Origin of the sequence: Sphingopyxis sp. CCNWLW2 (assembly GCF_037095755.1) — a bacterium.
Taxonomy (GTDB): Bacteria; Pseudomonadota; Alphaproteobacteria; order Sphingomonadales; family Sphingomonadaceae; genus Sphingopyxis.
The window spans coordinates 771461-785323 of record NZ_JBAWKJ010000001.1; the positions used below are offsets into that span (position 1 = coordinate 771461).

Genomic DNA, 13863 nt, shown 5'->3' on the forward strand with positions numbered 1-13863 from the left:
ACGCAATTTCCGCAAAGGAGACGATAATGATTGCGACCGACGCGCCCGGCCGACCCGTGCAGAGCGGCCTCTGGAAGGAAATCTCGGTGCTCGAGATCGGGGTGGCGGTGTGCCTCCTCATCCTGTTCGTCCTCTCGCGCACCTTCCTCGAGACGATCGCCGCCATCTACATGCTGGTCGCCGCGATGCTGTTCGCCGCGCTCGTCCAAGGCCGCATGGCGGCGACCTGCAATGACCGGCTGGACCGGCGGCTATGGCTCGCAAGCGCGCTCGCCTGCCTCGTCCAGGCGATCATCCTGTTCGTCGATCCGCTGCTCGGGGGTTATCATACCGCCATGGCGATGGCGGGTATTCTCGCCGCTGGCGCGGCGGCGCGGCTGACGCTTGCCCTCGTGCGGGGCCATGCGGGCCGCGGCTGGCTCTATCTCTCGGGCGCGGTCAGCATGATGGTATCGCTCGCGATCGGATTCGCCTGGCCGTTCGCCTCGATCGTCCCCGCGGCGCAAAGCCTCACGCTCGACCTGCTCGCCGTCGCGGCGATGCTGGCGAGCGTCACCGGAAAGGCCCCGGCATGTTCGAGATGATCAAAACGAACGACGACGTGCTCGCCGTCCGTATAGAGGGCAAGATCACCGGGGCAGAACTGGCCTCGATCATGGACCGGCTCGACGCCACGATGGCGGCGAACGAGACGGTGCATGTCTATGCAGAGACGCGGTCGATCGACGGTATCGAGATCAGCGGGATGGGCGCTCATATCGCGCGCGCCGCGCCCCTTTTCGCAAAGCTCGACCGGTTCGGACGCGTCGCGGTCGTCGCCAACCAGTTATGGATCCGGGCCCTCACGCGGATCGAAAGCGCCCTTCTGCCGCATATCAGCTATAGGGTGTTCAAGCCCGAGGATCGCGGCGCGGCGCTGATGTGGGTCGAAGGGCGCGACGGATGACTGGCACCCTTCTGCCCGGTCCCTGGCCGTCGGCACGCGGCGATCACCGCGAAGCCCATCTCGTATCGCGGACGGGGTGGCTGCGGGCAGCCGTGCTCGGCGCGAACGACGGGATCGTCTCCACCGCAAGTCTTATCATCGGCGTCGCGGCGTCGGGTGCCACCCGTCAATCGATCCTGGTTTCGGGGGTTGCCGGCCTCGTTGCCGGCGCCATGTCGATGGCGGCCGGCGAATATGTGTCGGTCAGTTCGCAGGCCGATACCGAGCGGGCGGACCTTGCCCGCGAAAAGAGAGAGCTGGCGAGCGACCCCGCGGCTGAACGCGACGAGCTGGCCGGCATTTATGAACGACGCGGCCTCGATCCGGAAACCGCGCGCATCGTGGTCAACCAGATGACCGCGTTCGACGCGCTCACGACGCATGCGCGCGACGAACTCCATATCACCGACATGACGGCCGCGCGCCCGGTCACCGCGGCGCTGGCGTCTGCCGCCACCTTTACCGCCGGCGCGTCGCTGCCGCTCCTCGTCGCCGCGCTGGCGCCGACGACAGGGATCGTTGCACTCGAAGCCATCGGGTCGCTGCTGTTCCTCGCCGCGCTGGGATGGCTCGGCGCATTTGCAGGTGGCGCCGCGCCCGCCCGTCCGGTTGCACGCGTCATATTCTGGGGGGCGCTTGCGATGGCCATCACGGCCGGAATCGGCCGGCTGGTGGGCACGGCTGTCTGACGGACATGGGCGGACCCCGCCCCGATCTTAGAACAAATGATCGGGCGAGGCAGCCTTTTCGCACCTGCACGGTTACCTGTTTCATGACGGCCGCGGACAAACCATCGAAGCATGTGCGGCTCCCGGCCGCTTGGGCCACCCTGCACGCATGTGGAAATCCGGGCGCCGGTCGTAGTGGAACGGGAGCAACATGACCGCGGCAGTCGCTGCCGCGCCGACCCAACCCGGCGTTGATCGGGGCTTCTGCTCGCCGCGCAGCGCGTCGGTCTTCTCTATGGCTGGCGCCATGGCCGCCCCATCGACTGGAACCATCCCGCCCGCTTCACCGAACTTGTGCAGCTTAGAAAGCTGACCGATCGGTCGCAGATCCAGACCCAGATGATGGACAAGATCGCGGCGAAGCGCTTGGCGGGGGCGCGGCTGGGCGAGGAGTGGATCGTGCCGACGCTCTGGCAAGGCACGGACCTGCCCTGGCTGATCCCGTTCCCGGCCCCCGCGATCATCAAGTCGCGCCACGGCTGCAATCAATATAGGGTCATCACGGCCGTGCCCGACTGCGCGCGATGGCAGCAACTGCGCAGAACAGCCCGCCGCTGGCAGCGCAGACCCCACGGGCGCTGGCTCGACGAATGGGCCTATCGCGACGTTCCGCGCGGCATCCTCACCGAGCCGCTTCTTGGCGGCGCGCTCCCACTCCCGATCGACTATAAGATCTATGTGTTCGGCGGCACCGCAACGCATGTCCAGGTCCATCTCGGGCGGGGCCGCCGGCATCGATGGATCCTTCACGACCGTAGCTGGCGACAGCTCGTCAGGGCCGCGGACGAACCACCCCCGCCACCGTCACTGCCTGCGATGCTGGAGGCGGCCGAAACGCTGGCCGGCGACATGAATTTTCTTCGCATCGACTTCTACGACATCGGGGGTCGACCCTATTTCGGGGAATATTGTCTCTATCCGGGTTCCGGTCTCGACCCCTTTGCCGCGGACTGGATAGACCTTGAACTGGGCGCGCTCTGGCTCGCGGCCATGGCTGAAAATCCGGTGTCATCCGCACCGATTGGTTATGCCTAGCAGCCACACCGCGTCAGCATCACCGCTAGGTCATCCGCCACCATGATCGGTATCCAAACTGCGTTCGAGGAGTTTCATGCGATCGACGATCGAGAAAAAGAAGGCCGTGGACCAGCCGATCAGGATGATACCGCTCGCGCCCTCGATCGCACCGAGGACGCGCAGCCCCGGGGGCAGGACGAGATCGCCATAGCCTATCGTGACATAGGTCGATGTCGAGAAATAGAGCGCTGCTCGAAGTCTGTGAAAGCGCCGAGCAGCTGGTAAATGCCTGCCCAGATCCAGATTTCGGCCGAGTGCAGCGCGAATAGCCCGAAGGCGGCGACGAGGATCGCGCCGCCGTTGAGAAGAATGACGAGATAACGCCGCGAAGCACGCCGATAGCGGCGCAGAATGGCGAGCAACAGTGCCAGGCCGGCGAGATGCACGACGACCGTGACGCCGACGACGAGCGTGGCGAGAGCCAGCTGATGGGCGAGCGTCACGGACTGCGCGGGGCGGCCGCCTCTATCATGGGAGGCCTATGCCCCTCGCCGATGTTGCGGCGGGGCCACGCCATCAGGCCGCAACGTCCGTAGTGGCCCGCTTGGACACCCCCGGTCGCTCACCGTCATAGACGAACTCCGCTCCGCGCAGGTCGATGCGCGGGAAAGCGTCCTTCTCCGCCCAATAATCCTGATTGTGGCGCCATTCGGGTTTGTCACCGCGGCGCGGCATCGCGCCCAGCCCACGCATCAGATAGCCCGGATTGAAATTATCCTCCTCGATCCACGGCAGGATCTGCATGCCCTCATCCTCGGGCCTGAGCGCGACCTCGACCCTCCTCGCACCGATGTCGTCCATATGGTTGAGGAGGTTGCAGACAAAGTCTCCCATCATGTCGACCCTGAGGGTCCAGCTGGCGCGAAAATAGCCCATGACCCAGGCAAGGTTGGGCACGCCGGTCATCATCATCCCGCGATAGGTGATCGTCTTCGCCCAATCGACGGGTGCGCCGTCGATATCGAACGGGATCCCGCCCATCACCGACAGATTGAATCCGGTCGCGGCCACGATGATGTCGGCCTCGATCTCCTCGCCGCCGACCGTGCGGACACCCGTCGCAGTAAAATGGTCGATCGTATCGGTGACGACCGTCAGCTTTCCCTGGGTCGCCGCCTTGAAGATGTCGCCTTCGGGACAGAAGGCGAGCCGCTGCTGCCACGGGCGGTATTTCGGCGTGAAATGCGGCTCGAATTTGAAGTCGGGATCGCCCGAATAACCCCGGATCAGCGCTTTCAGATCCTCGAACACCGCGTCGGGCTCGGATTGGCACCGCCGTGTCATCAGATCCTGGTCGTGCATGATCTGTGCCCGCACGACGCGGTGGACCGTGGGCTCGTCGATTCCGACCTCGCGAAGCCGATCGGCAAGTTCGTTCCTGTTCTCGCTGCAGTAGAAATAGGTCGGCGAACGCTGGAGCATCGTCACATGCGCCGCCTTTTCGGCGAAGGCCGGCACGATGGTCGCAGCCGTCGCACCCGACCCGATGACGAGTATGCGCTTGCCCGCATAATCGATCGCCGAATCCCAGAGCTGGGCATGGATGAACTGCCCCTCATAATCCGAAAGTCCCGGCCAATCGGGGATATAGGGCTTCTCATGATCATAATAGCCCTGGCACATCCACAGGAAGCCGGCCGTGAAGGTAACCGGCGCGCCATCCGACGCGCGCACCGCCTCTATCGTCCAGTGATTGGCGGCGCTCGACCAGTGGCAGGCGGTAATGCGATGGCCATAATGGATATGGACCCCGATCTCGTTCTCCTCGATCACCTCGCCCATATATTTGAGGATTTCGGCGCCGCTGGCGATCGGCGCGCCCACCCAGGGCTTGAAGCGATAGCCGAAGGTGTAGAGGTCCGAGTCCGATCGCACGCCGGGATATCTGTGCGTGTCCCATGTCCCGCCGAAGGTCGGTTTCGCCTCGAGGATCGCGTAACTCTTCCCCGGGCACTGCTGCTGGAGATGATAGGCCGAACCGATGCCCGAGATGCCGGCACCAACGATCAACACGTCGACATGGATTGGACGGGGCTGGCTCGCGCGCCCTCGGTGCCTGATTTCCGCCATCGACAGCTCCCTTCACTTCTATCTTTGGAAAGGCATGAACACCGCATCGGCAAAGGTCATTGACCTTGGTCAACCAGGCCGTCGCCTCATCTGCTCTGGGATTTGCCGCACCCGCGTGGGCGGCGCCGGTCAGAGCCGGAAGAGAAAGAACCAGACCGAGCCCAGAATGACGAAGGCGAAATAGACGAGCCACAGTCGGAGCGAAGCCGCGTGCTCGCGGTCACGCTCAATCGGATCCTCGGGGTTCGATGGCGCCACTTTCAGGACCCCTTGCGTGCAAATCTGCGCGCCGCGAGGAGGCCAGCGGTAAGAATGGGGACCAGCGCCGCCGCCGCGCGAAGCTTGGGCGATCGCGAAACGCGGCCGATCTTCTTGCGCATCCGGCGCGGCACGCCGAGTTTCGCAAGCGACTTGTCGACATCGGGCATATCCATATTGGCCTCCTTCACCTTAAGCGTGGTCAGAGATTGAGCGAAAGCGTCAGACCGCGAAATACGTAGATTCCGCACATGGCCGGGGAACGAAGGGCGCGTTACCTTTCAGCCATAGCTGCGCGGCGGCGCCGAAGACTGGCGGGCAGAACCGCTCGCAGCGATGATTGGGAGAGGGGATCGATGCCGACAAACAGCTGCGACTGCCAGTGATAGCGCGAAGCGCCGGGATACTGCTTTATCGGCTGAAGGGCGGGAGCGCGGAAGTCTTGCTCGTCCATCCCGGCGGACCCTATTGGCGTGGGCGCGACCGCGGCGCCTGGCAGATACCGAAGGGAGGAATTGGGGCGGGTGAAAACGCGGAGGCTGCCGCCTTGCGCGAAGCTCAGGAAGAGCTTGGCATATCGCTGCAAGGTACGCTTGTTCCGCTGGGCCCGCTCCGGCAGGCTGGCGGAAAGATCGTCGAAGGCTTCGCGCTCGAGCAGGATCTCGATGCTACTGCGGTCGTGAGCAATCGCTTCGAGATCGAGTGGCCACCGCGCAGCGGCCTGTACCAGTCGTTTCCCGAAATCGACGCGGCGCGATGGTTCACGGCGGCGGAGGCTGCGGCCATGATACTTCCAAGCCAGCAGCCTTTTGTCGACCGGCTCGCCGATTATCTGGCGCTTCGACACTGACGCAAAAGCGGCCGCCCGTCTTCGAGGGCGGCCGCAAAGCGTATCTTCGGGATCGCTCCGCTCAAAGGGCGATCGTGATATTATCCTCGACCCGGGTGACCCCCGGCGCCGACCATGCGGCCCTCTCGGCGACCCCGCGCTCGGCCCATGCCCTGACCTTGCCGCCGAGCTTCACAATTCCCCCTTCGGTGGTCACGGTCACCGCGGCGGCGTCGAGATCGGCCTGGCGTTTGAAGGCCGAAACGATCCGCTCCTTCACGTCGGCGGGCGCCGGGTGCTGCTTGACCTCGATCAGGTTGCTCACGCCCGCGACGCCGGTAACGCGGCTGGCGGCCCGGAAGGCTTCCTTGCGTTGATAGTCCCAGTCGACCATGCCGCTCAGCGTCACCCGGCCCCGCTCGACCTTGACCTGAACCCTGTCGGTCGGGATCGACACCGTCCAAGCCATCATGTCGAGCAGGCGCCTGGCGATTTCATGATCGGCCATCTTGGGCTCGGACGCGAAATGGACCTTGATCTCTTCGGCGATCGCCCGGACGCCGGCGACGCGGCGCGTCGCCTTCTCGGCGGCGATCTTCTCCGGATAGGTTTTCACGTAACCCGAGAGAGTGACGACGCCATCTGTTACGGCGACGCCGATATCCGCATGATCGACGCTTGGCTCCCATTCGAGCTCGTCCATCACGTCGCGCTGCAACTGCCCGTCTGTCTTCTTCAACATCATCTGTCTCCTCTTCGTCCGAAGGTCGCAACCCGGCCAAAGGCCGGCAGGACCCGATGGTTCGGTTCGGAGATCTTCGCCTTCCCCGCGCACCGGCCCAATTCGGAAAACTCCGTAAGGGTAGCGCCTGCCTCCAATGGCATCGTACGTCAGCGAAATATGGGTCGGCTTAAAGGCTCCGGTCAGAGAACCGGACTTTTGCTCCTGCTTTCGATCTCAGCCCCTGAACGGAAGCATGATGGCCGCTCGCGCCGAACAATGGCGTAGAGACATCGCCGGCACGGCGATGCAATCGAAGACTCCATGATCCGGTACGATAAAAGCTTTCGAAGAGTGGCATTCTGCCTCGCCGGGCCGGCGGGATTTGTCGATGCCATCGGGTTTCTCAGGTCGGGCGGGCGCCTCGATCACGATCTTCCACCGCGACGGAGAGGTCCGTATCAGCGTCACCTTCATGACCGGCACCTTGGCCAAACTCGGCCATAGGTTTGCGGTGCGGCATTGGGCGGTAGCCCGACGGCCTGGAATCCATACCTGCTGCTTTGGCTAGCCCTCGTCGGCGGAGGCATTTTCGGCTCGGCCAGCCATGCTTGGTCTCCCGACGCAAGATCGGGTTCGCCGCCGCCTTCGCTCTCGCCCTCGTTCCCGTAAGGCAAGGGTTGACCGCCACCTTGTCGCCCTGAGCTGACCGGCTGCGGTCAGTCCGCTTTTTGGCACGGATCGCAAAAAGCGGACGTACGCCGCTGACCCAGATGGGATGGCAGGAAACGACCGGGTCGCGGACATTCAAATCCGAGCATAGCGCATCCGAAAGAGAAGACTGTCTTTTAGAACATAGTGGCGAAACAATGCTGCTGCTGCGTGGAAACCGATTAGCCAATATCCGATTGTGCCGCCCAGGCCGTGGAGGTCTTCGACCTCTTCCGCCAGTGCATGGTTTGGGGCCGCCAAGGGCGGCAGCTCCAAACCGAAGAAGGGAATGGGTTTGCCCTCAGCGCTGAGGATGAGCCAGCCGGCGATCGGCATTCCGATCATCAGAAGATATAGAGCAAAGTGAGTGGCGTTTGCGATCAGTTTCCGCCAGCCCGGCCCTTCCAAAGGCGCTGGTGCCGGCCATATGAGCCGCGCCATGATCCTGAGCCAGACGAGTCCGAAGACGGATAGTCCAAGCATGAAGTGCCAGTTCTTGAGCGCTTCACGGGACACACTGCCTTTTGGCCAGAATTCCCGTAGCTCGATAGCGGCGTAGACCGCAGCGATGACCAGCACCGTAAGCCAGTGGAGGATTATCGATGGCCGACTGTAAGAATCGGATTTTTTCTCAATCGTCATGGCGGCGCTCCTGCGATCACATTGCCCTGTATGAATTCTCGCTACATTGATCTGCATCAATCCGCGCGGATCGCTATGCGGTAAGCTTTTTACCCCGTTTGGGCCAACCCCTGACCTGACACCGGTCAAGGCCCCGCTACAAAATGACCTGGCCGCAAAGGGACCGTCCGCTCTTGAACCGCTTTGCGGCCAGGCGGCTTTTGGAACACAGTGCACAGAAGCAGCCCTGACGGCCCGATCAAGGTTTCTCCGCCACCCCGTGAGGAAGCGCTGGCCAACTTCTGTGGGTCCACGCAACGACCACCGCCGTCCATAGGCTGCCACTTTCTTCGTGCTGTCTCCGCGACTATGACGGACCCATGCCACGCCGAATGACGATAGCCGGACAGATCGAACAATTGATAGGGAACCTCGGTGGCTCGCCCATCTGCGACGACTGCGTCACCGATCGGCTGAACCTGTCGGTTCGAAGCCAGGCCAATGTCGTAACCCGCGAACTCGGCCAGCGCGAGGAATATAACCGCGCCAAGACCTTATGCGGGCAATGCGGCGTGCTCAAGACGGCCATTCAGATCAGAATATAGGGGTCGATTGTCGGCAGATGCTCAATTTCTGTCGCGAGCCAAAGCGAGGCGATCGACAGCGACTGCGCTTCCTGAAAGTCGCTATCGAAACTGTCGCCAAGCCTTTCATCGCGCGATTTGATGCCGTCCGATATTTCGTTCGCCAAAAGCAAAAAGGATATCGGATGGATGCGATCGAGATCGCCGGCGGTCTGCAATAGCGCGGCAGGATCCGAAGGGAGCCGCCCATCCCTGAATGCGAAGATGATCCGGTTCATCCCTATCTTCATGGGAAGATCGATCGTACATTCGAAATGCTCTCTTATGCGAGCCAGGATAGAGCCGTGCTTCCAGTAATCATCGCACAGGTTGACGACGAGAATGCCGCCAGGCTTCAACCGCGAATGGCAATCACGATAGAAACTTGAAGAACAGAGCTGCGCAGGCTGTCCGTCCTTGTCGAAGCCATCGACAAGCAAGACATCGCAGCTTCGTGTATCCCGCCTCACGAATTCCGCGCCATCATCGCAGACGATCTCGAAGCGCTCGCTCTCGGGCGGCATGAAGAATTGCTCCCGGACCGCAATGACGTCGGGGTCGATCTCGACCGCGACGATCGACGCCTCCGGAAGATATCGGTGGCAGTATTTTGCCAGCGATCCGCCGCCGAGCCCGATGATCTCGATGGTCCCCGGAGAGGGATGGAACAGGAGGAACCCCATCATCCGGCGCGTATAGTCGAGGATCAACATGTCCGGATCGTCGATACTCATCGCGCTTTGCACGAAAGCCCAGTTTGCGAGGAGGCTCCGTATATTGCCCAGCTCGAAGACGAGCGGGGCGGCGAGTTCGCCCGGCTCCATCGGAGACGCGCGATGATGTTCGGTCCCATATCGTTCAAAATAACGCTGTTCGCGGTCGATATCGTCGAGATGATCGAGAAAGCGATCGAGTTCGGTTTCCGCTTGATCGATGCTCCGGCAATCTGCCCCTGTTTCGAGTTCGCAAGCGATCTCGACCTCGAAATCTTCCGCGGACCTATCTGTCATGGTCGCGGCGCTCGTTCTGCCGATCATGCGATCGTCCGCCCGCAATGGTGACGCCGATAAACAGGGCGAGAAGCAAGACGGAGACGAGAATGATCAGGAATATCGTCATGCGCACTTCCCGCAAGGATGTGTCGATTGCCCGAAGGCCAGGCTGCCGGTCGCCTCCGAACGCCAGACAAACCCCGTCGGGGTCATGATCACCGCGGCCGGGATCATTGGCTTTGCCGCTGCTCGAACTGCAGTGCCTTCTGATACATCTCGCGCCATGCAACGGCCGCACGAAGGGCCCGGTCCCGTACGTTCGGAAGCGACGCCTCGTTCGCTTCCGTCTGACACGCCTGCATGCGAGCCAGATAGAAGCGGCTGTTCCGTGCGGTCGGTTTGAGATTCTGGGAAATCATGTCGCAAGTTCCGTTTCTCGGTATTGTGGTGGAACGTCATCGCGAGGCCCGGTCGATCCGGCCCCGGCAGGCCGGCGGAACTTTGCGGCTCCACCGATCGGCCCGGCGACGAGCCACGCGCCGCTGCCGCCACGACAAGGCTTCGCAAGCGGAAAACCTAGCGCTTGCGCACGAACTCGGCGCGCAAGACGAGCCCCCTGATGCTCTCGTGACGGCAATCGATCTCCTGCGGATCGCCCGTCAGGCGGATCGACTTGATGACCGTCCCCACCTTGAGCGTCTTGCCGGCCCCCTTGACCTCGAGATCCTTGATCAGTGCGACGCTGTCGCCATCCTCGAGCAGGTTCCCGACCGCGTCGCGAACCTCGACCTGCGAGGCCGCGGCCTTGCGTTCCGCAAGCTCCGACGCCGGCATCCACTCGCCGCTTTCCTCGTCATAGGCATAGTCGTCACTGTCACTCATTTCATTCTCCAGACTTGGTCAGAATTGGGTTTCCCGGCCGCCGGCCGATCGAGAAACGGCGCGTGCGAATGGCCTGCCGCTCACAGGGGCCGCTGTCATTTCGCACCCGCGAGATCGATCGCAAGCGCCTGCGCGCCCGCATAATCGGCCGCATAGGCGATGCGGCCCGCCGCTTCGCCAAGGCCGATCCGCCCGAGCATCGCCCGCGGCTGGGGCTGCACCCCCGAGACAATCACCCGCGCGCCCGCCAGCCGAGCCTGTTCGACAAATTCCTCAAGTGCCTGCGCGCCGCTCGCATCGAGGAGCGGTACGAGCCGCATGCGCAAGATGATGACGCGCGGCGACTGCCCGACGCGGCGCAGCGTGTCGAGCAGCTCACCCGCGACCCCGAAAAAGAAGGGACCGGCGATCCGGAACACCTCGACGCCCGGCGGCAGGTCATCGCGCTGGTCGAGATCTTCGGCATCGAGTTCGGCGTCGCGCCGCCCGCTTCGATCGACCTCGACCGCTTCGGCCATACGCGCCATGAAAAGCAGCGACGCGAGCGTCACCCCGACCGCGATCGCCACCGTCAGATCGACGAGGACTGTCAATCCGAAGGTGATGAGCAGCACCGCCCGGTCGCTGTTCGGCATCCGCAGCAGCGCGAGGAAGCGCTGATACTCGCTCATGCCCCAGGCGACCATGAACAGGATCGCGGCGAGCGCCGCCATCGGCACATAGGCCATCAGGTCCGTGCCGAAGAGGATGAAGACGAGCAGAAAGGCCGCGTGCATCATGCCCGCGACGGGCGTCTTCGCACCCGACCGGATATTGGTCGCGGTGCGCGCAATCGCTCCGGTGGCCGGGAGGCCGCCGAACAGCGCCGAACCGAGGTTGGCGACGCCCTGCCCGACCAGTTCCTGGTTCGAACGATGCCGCGTACCGGCCATGCCGTCGGCGACGACTGCGGACAGCAGCGCCTCGATCCCGGCGAGAAAGGCGATCGTGAAGGCCGACGGCAGGACGGCATTGATCTTGACGAGCGAGATGTCGGGAAACGAGGGCAACGGAAGGCCCGCCGGAATGTCGGGAAAGCGCGATCCGATCGTGTCGACCGGCAGGTTCAGAAGCGGGACGGCGAGCGAGGTCACGACCACCGCGATCAGGAAGCCCGGCAGCCGCGGCGCGAATTTGCGGAGCGCGATAATGATCGCCAGCGCGCCGCCGCCGATTCCGATCGCGGCCCAGTTCGCGCTGGGCAGCGCCCCCAGATAAGCCTGCCACTTGGGGAGGAAGTCGGCGGGCACCTTGTCGATGGCGAGGCCGAGGAAATCCTTGACCTGGCTCGAGGCGATGATGACCGCGATCCCCGCGGTGAAGCCGGTCACCACCGGATGCGGGATATATTTGATCATCTGGCCGAAACGGAGCAGTCCCGCCGCGATGAGGATGAGCCCGGCGAGCAAGGTCGCGATCAACAGGCCGTCATAGCCGTGGCTCGCGATGACGTTGAAGATCACGACGACGAAGGCGCCGGTCGGCCCGCCCACCTGCACGCGCGATCCGCCGAGCGCCGAGATCAGGAAACCCGCGACGACGGCTGTAATCAGCCCCTTGTCGGGCGAGGCGCCGCTGGCGATACCGAGTGCCATGGCAAGCGGCAACGCGACGATGGCAACTGTCAGACCCGCGATCGCATCGGCGCGAAATGTGGCGACGGAATAACCCTCGCGAAAGACCGTGAAGAGCTTCGGCGTATAGGCCTCGGACTTCACCGGATTGCGGGCCGGCTCGGAAATTTGGCGGACAGAAGCGCGCGGCCGGGCGCCTTGGGATCGGCGTCGGCGGGCTCGCGAAGCCGCACGCCGCGCCCGGATCCGACACTCGATGAATATTCGCCGACCAGTTCGATGCCGGCGCTTTCCAGCGCCGTAATCACCTTCACCAGCGTATCGACGACACCGCGGACCTGGCCGTTCGACGCCTCCATGCGCTGGATCGTCGGAAGCGAGAGACCCGCGAGTTCGGCAAGCTCGCGCTGGTCGATCCCGAGGAGCGCGCGCGCCGCGCGCATCTGCTGCGATGTGATCATATCGACTCCAATGATGTTTCATACATCATTTATCAATCTTAACATTATGGATCGATGCTGTATATATACATCATGCTCGCCATTATATCGAATATGCTTGCTTTGGCGGGAGCCGCTCGCTGCTCCCACCTTCGCGCAGGAGGCGGCTGATGCCCGATTTCATGCAAACGCCTCTGGATCGCTCTTATCGTGCGGACAACGCCCGAAAATTACCGATCTCCGCCAATCACGGGAATCCTAAGACGGAAAGCGCGGAGCTTCCTGCCTCGGCCTGGAAAGCGATGCTCCGCGGCGCGCGCGGTCGCTGTCCCCGCTGCAACGAAGCGAAGCTATTTCATCGCTTTCTCAAACCCGTCCTTATTTGCTCCGCGTGCGCGCAAGACTGGACGCATCAGCAAGCCGACGATTTCCCGGCTTATATCGCGATCCTCCTGACGGGGCATATTATGGCGCCGATCATCATTGCACTCGTTCAGGACACGAAGCTGTCGCTCATCGCATTGGCCGCGATAATCGTGACCGCCATGCTCGTTTTGATGATCGGGTTCCTTCAACCCGCCAAGGGCGCGATAATCGCATTGCAGTGGTGGTTCGGCATGCACGGATTCACCACGGAACGACGCGCTCCGGAAAATACCGGTCGCGACAAATGAAGGTTATCGGTGGGCCTGCCCCGATCATGGCCCATCAGGCGGGATTTGAAACCTCCGCGCGGCATCCGAACCGCGACAGCGCGGTTAGTGGCTGATAGCGGACGGGCTGCTATCACATCGGATCTGGCCCAAGCGGCCCCTGATTTTGTTGCCGGAAATTATTGCTCCGCTCTTTCGCCCGTCACTTCCGATATTGCCATTGATACTCCGGAATATTGCCCTTGCGAAGAAAAGCGGCGGTCCAGAAATTGATCTTCAATCCGGGCTTGCCGTCGTAGGCCGCCGACTGCACGAAAGCGTGACCAGGGCACGCCATCGTGTCTGACCGCGAGGTGTCGATCAATTCGAGGCATTGGCCGACGAACCGCGCCGACTTGGGTCCGGTCGATTCCACGCCCGTGATGCGAGCGATGACGGTTCCGGCAGGTGCCGCGATCTTCTTGAGGTAGGGATCAGCGGTGTCGTTCTCCACGATCGTTACCACGCCATTTGCCACGGACAACTTGATCTTGTGGTCGACGCCATACCATTCGCCATCGATCGCCTTCAGCGGATTGGCGGGCAGGTCCGGCACCGTCTGAGCCTGAGCCGGCGATGCCACCAGCGCCATCGCCATAAAAATATTCGCATTTCGCATAA

At 62.8% G+C, this 13863-nt stretch carries 19 protein-coding genes; 7 read left to right on the plus strand and 12 right to left on the minus strand.

Going from position 1 to position 13863, the window contains the following annotated elements; translation table 11 throughout:
- Nucleotides 1-26: 26 nt before the first annotated feature.
- From V8J55_RS03615 to V8J55_RS03630, 4 genes are all read left to right on the plus strand, one after another.
- The gene (locus V8J55_RS03615) at nt 27-584 is read left to right on the plus strand and encodes a hypothetical protein (protein ID WP_062185550.1); all 558 of its coding nucleotides are present in this window, start codon (nt 27-29) and stop codon (nt 582-584) included.
- On the plus strand, nt 572-946 hold the full coding sequence (locus V8J55_RS03620; RefSeq protein WP_336444411.1) for an STAS/SEC14 domain-containing protein: 375 nt from the start codon (nt 572-574) through the stop codon (nt 944-946). Before V8J55_RS03615 ends, V8J55_RS03620 begins: the two co-directional genes overlap by 13 nt.
- The gene (locus V8J55_RS03625) at nt 943-1674 is read left to right on the plus strand and encodes a VIT1/CCC1 transporter family protein (RefSeq protein WP_062185554.1); all 732 of its coding nucleotides are present in this window, start codon (nt 943-945) and stop codon (nt 1672-1674) included. Before V8J55_RS03620 ends, V8J55_RS03625 begins: the two co-directional genes overlap by 4 nt.
- Before the next feature lie 333 nt (nt 1675-2007).
- Nucleotides 2008-2748, plus strand: a complete 741-nt coding sequence (locus V8J55_RS03630; RefSeq protein WP_238586766.1) for an ATP-grasp fold amidoligase family protein — start codon at nt 2008-2010, stop codon at nt 2746-2748.
- A 30-nt stretch (nt 2749-2778) separates the two neighbouring features.
- On the opposite strand, the gene V8J55_RS03635 is transcribed toward V8J55_RS03630, so the two are convergent.
- The 4 genes from V8J55_RS03635 to V8J55_RS03650 all read right to left on the minus strand — a co-directional run bounded on the left by V8J55_RS03635 (nt 2779) and on the right by V8J55_RS03650 (nt 5294).
- Nucleotides 2779-3057 carry a potassium channel family protein gene (locus V8J55_RS03635; protein WP_336445701.1) on the minus strand — a complete coding sequence of 93 codons (279 nt, stop codon included), beginning with the start codon at nt 3055-3057 and terminating at the stop codon, nt 2779-2781.
- Nucleotides 2943-3233, minus strand: coding sequence for a hypothetical protein (locus tag V8J55_RS03640; RefSeq protein WP_336444412.1), 291 nt, complete (start codon nt 3231-3233; stop codon nt 2943-2945). The genes V8J55_RS03635 and V8J55_RS03640 overlap by 115 nt, the downstream gene beginning before the upstream one ends.
- Before the next feature lie 73 nt (nt 3234-3306).
- Nucleotides 3307-4860: a flavin-containing monooxygenase gene (locus V8J55_RS03645; RefSeq protein WP_062185561.1), complete on the minus strand. Its 1554-nt coding sequence runs from the start codon at nt 4858-4860 to the stop codon at nt 3307-3309.
- Nucleotides 4861-5120: 260 nt separating this feature from the next.
- Nucleotides 5121-5294, minus strand: a complete 174-nt coding sequence (locus tag V8J55_RS03650; RefSeq protein ID WP_156419645.1) for a hypothetical protein — start codon at nt 5292-5294, stop codon at nt 5121-5123.
- 206 nt (nt 5295-5500) lie between these two features.
- Here V8J55_RS03650 and V8J55_RS03655 point away from each other — a divergent pair, with 206 nt between their 5' ends.
- On the plus strand, nt 5501-5968 hold the full coding sequence (locus V8J55_RS03655; RefSeq protein WP_062186925.1) for an NUDIX domain-containing protein: 468 nt from the start codon (nt 5501-5503) through the stop codon (nt 5966-5968).
- A 61-nt stretch (nt 5969-6029) separates the two neighbouring features.
- Here V8J55_RS03655 and V8J55_RS03660 read toward each other — a convergent pair whose 3' ends face one another.
- The 3 genes from V8J55_RS03660 to V8J55_RS03670 form a co-directional block, all read right to left on the minus strand.
- Nucleotides 6030-6689 carry a BON domain-containing protein gene (locus V8J55_RS03660; protein ID WP_062185563.1) on the minus strand — a complete coding sequence of 220 codons (660 nt, stop codon included), beginning with the start codon at nt 6687-6689 and terminating at the stop codon, nt 6030-6032.
- 216 nt (nt 6690-6905) lie between these two features.
- Nucleotides 6906-7145 (minus strand): hypothetical protein, encoded by a 240-nt coding sequence (locus V8J55_RS03665; RefSeq protein WP_152682483.1) that lies wholly within the window; start codon nt 7143-7145, stop codon nt 6906-6908.
- 330 nt (nt 7146-7475) lie between these two features.
- Nucleotides 7476-8021, minus strand: a complete 546-nt coding sequence (locus V8J55_RS03670) for a cytochrome b (protein ID WP_058538779.1) — start codon at nt 8019-8021, stop codon at nt 7476-7478.
- Nucleotides 8022-8392: 371 nt separating this feature from the next.
- Here V8J55_RS03670 and V8J55_RS03675 point away from each other — a divergent pair, with 371 nt between their 5' ends.
- Entirely contained in the window at nt 8393-8605 is a 213-nt protein-coding gene (locus V8J55_RS03675; protein WP_336444413.1) for a hypothetical protein, read from the plus strand.
- On the opposite strand, the gene V8J55_RS03680 is transcribed toward V8J55_RS03675, so the two are convergent.
- The 4 genes from V8J55_RS03680 to V8J55_RS03695 all read right to left on the minus strand — a co-directional run bounded on the left by V8J55_RS03680 (nt 8590) and on the right by V8J55_RS03695 (nt 12571).
- Nucleotides 8590-9660 (minus strand): fused MFS/spermidine synthase, encoded by a 1071-nt coding sequence (locus V8J55_RS03680; RefSeq protein WP_336444414.1) that lies wholly within the window; start codon nt 9658-9660, stop codon nt 8590-8592. The genes V8J55_RS03675 and V8J55_RS03680 overlap by 16 nt on opposite strands.
- Before the next feature lie 531 nt (nt 9661-10191).
- Entirely contained in the window at nt 10192-10497 is a 306-nt protein-coding gene (locus V8J55_RS03685; RefSeq protein ID WP_062185572.1) for an alkylphosphonate utilization protein, read from the minus strand.
- Between the two features lie 95 nt (nt 10498-10592).
- Complete coding sequence (locus tag V8J55_RS03690; RefSeq protein ID WP_152682485.1) at nt 10593-12254, minus strand: SulP family inorganic anion transporter; 1662 nt, start codon at nt 12252-12254, stop codon at nt 10593-10595.
- Entirely contained in the window at nt 12251-12571 is a 321-nt protein-coding gene (locus tag V8J55_RS03695) for a helix-turn-helix domain-containing protein (RefSeq protein WP_062186927.1), read from the minus strand. The genes V8J55_RS03690 and V8J55_RS03695 overlap by 4 nt, the downstream gene beginning before the upstream one ends.
- Nucleotides 12572-12720: 149 nt before the next feature.
- Between V8J55_RS03695 and V8J55_RS03700 the strand changes: the two genes are divergently transcribed.
- The gene (locus V8J55_RS03700) at nt 12721-13224 is read left to right on the plus strand and encodes a DUF983 domain-containing protein (RefSeq protein WP_336444415.1); all 504 of its coding nucleotides are present in this window, start codon (nt 12721-12723) and stop codon (nt 13222-13224) included.
- Nucleotides 13225-13405: 181 nt separating this feature from the next.
- Here V8J55_RS03700 and V8J55_RS03705 read toward each other — a convergent pair whose 3' ends face one another.
- Entirely contained in the window at nt 13406-13840 is a 435-nt protein-coding gene (locus tag V8J55_RS03705; protein ID WP_193749213.1) for a hypothetical protein, read from the minus strand.
- Between the last annotated feature and the right edge of the window lie 23 nt (nt 13841-13863).

What these genes read in the sequence shown, in the direction of transcription:
- V8J55_RS03665 (WP_152682483.1), bottom strand. Translation starts at nt 7,145, where the DNA reads ATGAAGGTGACGCTGATACGGACCTCTCCGTCGCGGTGGAAGATCGTG.
- V8J55_RS03660 (WP_062185563.1), bottom strand. Translation starts at nt 6,689, where the DNA reads ATGTTGAAGAAGACAGACGGGCAGTTGCAGCGCGACGTGATGGACGAG.
- V8J55_RS03700 (WP_336444415.1), top strand. Translation starts at nt 12,721, where the DNA reads ATGCCCGATTTCATGCAAACGCCTCTGGATCGCTCTTATCGTGCGGAC.
- V8J55_RS03670 (WP_058538779.1), bottom strand. Translation starts at nt 8,021, where the DNA reads ATGACGATTGAGAAAAAATCCGATTCTTACAGTCGGCCATCGATAATC.
- V8J55_RS03615 (WP_062185550.1), top strand. Translation starts at nt 27, where the DNA reads ATGATTGCGACCGACGCGCCCGGCCGACCCGTGCAGAGCGGCCTCTGG.
- V8J55_RS03680 (WP_336444414.1), bottom strand. Translation starts at nt 9,660, where the DNA reads ATGATCGGCAGAACGAGCGCCGCGACCATGACAGATAGGTCCGCGGAA.
- V8J55_RS03705 (WP_193749213.1), bottom strand. Translation starts at nt 13,840, where the DNA reads ATGGCGATGGCGCTGGTGGCATCGCCGGCTCAGGCTCAGACGGTGCCG.
- V8J55_RS03685 (WP_062185572.1), bottom strand. Translation starts at nt 10,497, where the DNA reads ATGAGTGACAGTGACGACTATGCCTATGACGAGGAAAGCGGCGAGTGG.
- V8J55_RS03675 (WP_336444413.1), top strand. Translation starts at nt 8,393, where the DNA reads ATGACGATAGCCGGACAGATCGAACAATTGATAGGGAACCTCGGTGGC.
- V8J55_RS03645 (WP_062185561.1), bottom strand. Translation starts at nt 4,860, where the DNA reads ATGGCGGAAATCAGGCACCGAGGGCGCGCGAGCCAGCCCCGTCCAATC.
- V8J55_RS03625 (WP_062185554.1), top strand. Translation starts at nt 943, where the DNA reads ATGACTGGCACCCTTCTGCCCGGTCCCTGGCCGTCGGCACGCGGCGAT.
- V8J55_RS03695 (WP_062186927.1), bottom strand. Translation starts at nt 12,571, where the DNA reads ATGATCACATCGCAGCAGATGCGCGCGGCGCGCGCGCTCCTCGGGATC.
- V8J55_RS03650 (WP_156419645.1), bottom strand. Translation starts at nt 5,294, where the DNA reads ATGGATATGCCCGATGTCGACAAGTCGCTTGCGAAACTCGGCGTGCCG.
- V8J55_RS03620 (WP_336444411.1), top strand. Translation starts at nt 572, where the DNA reads ATGTTCGAGATGATCAAAACGAACGACGACGTGCTCGCCGTCCGTATA.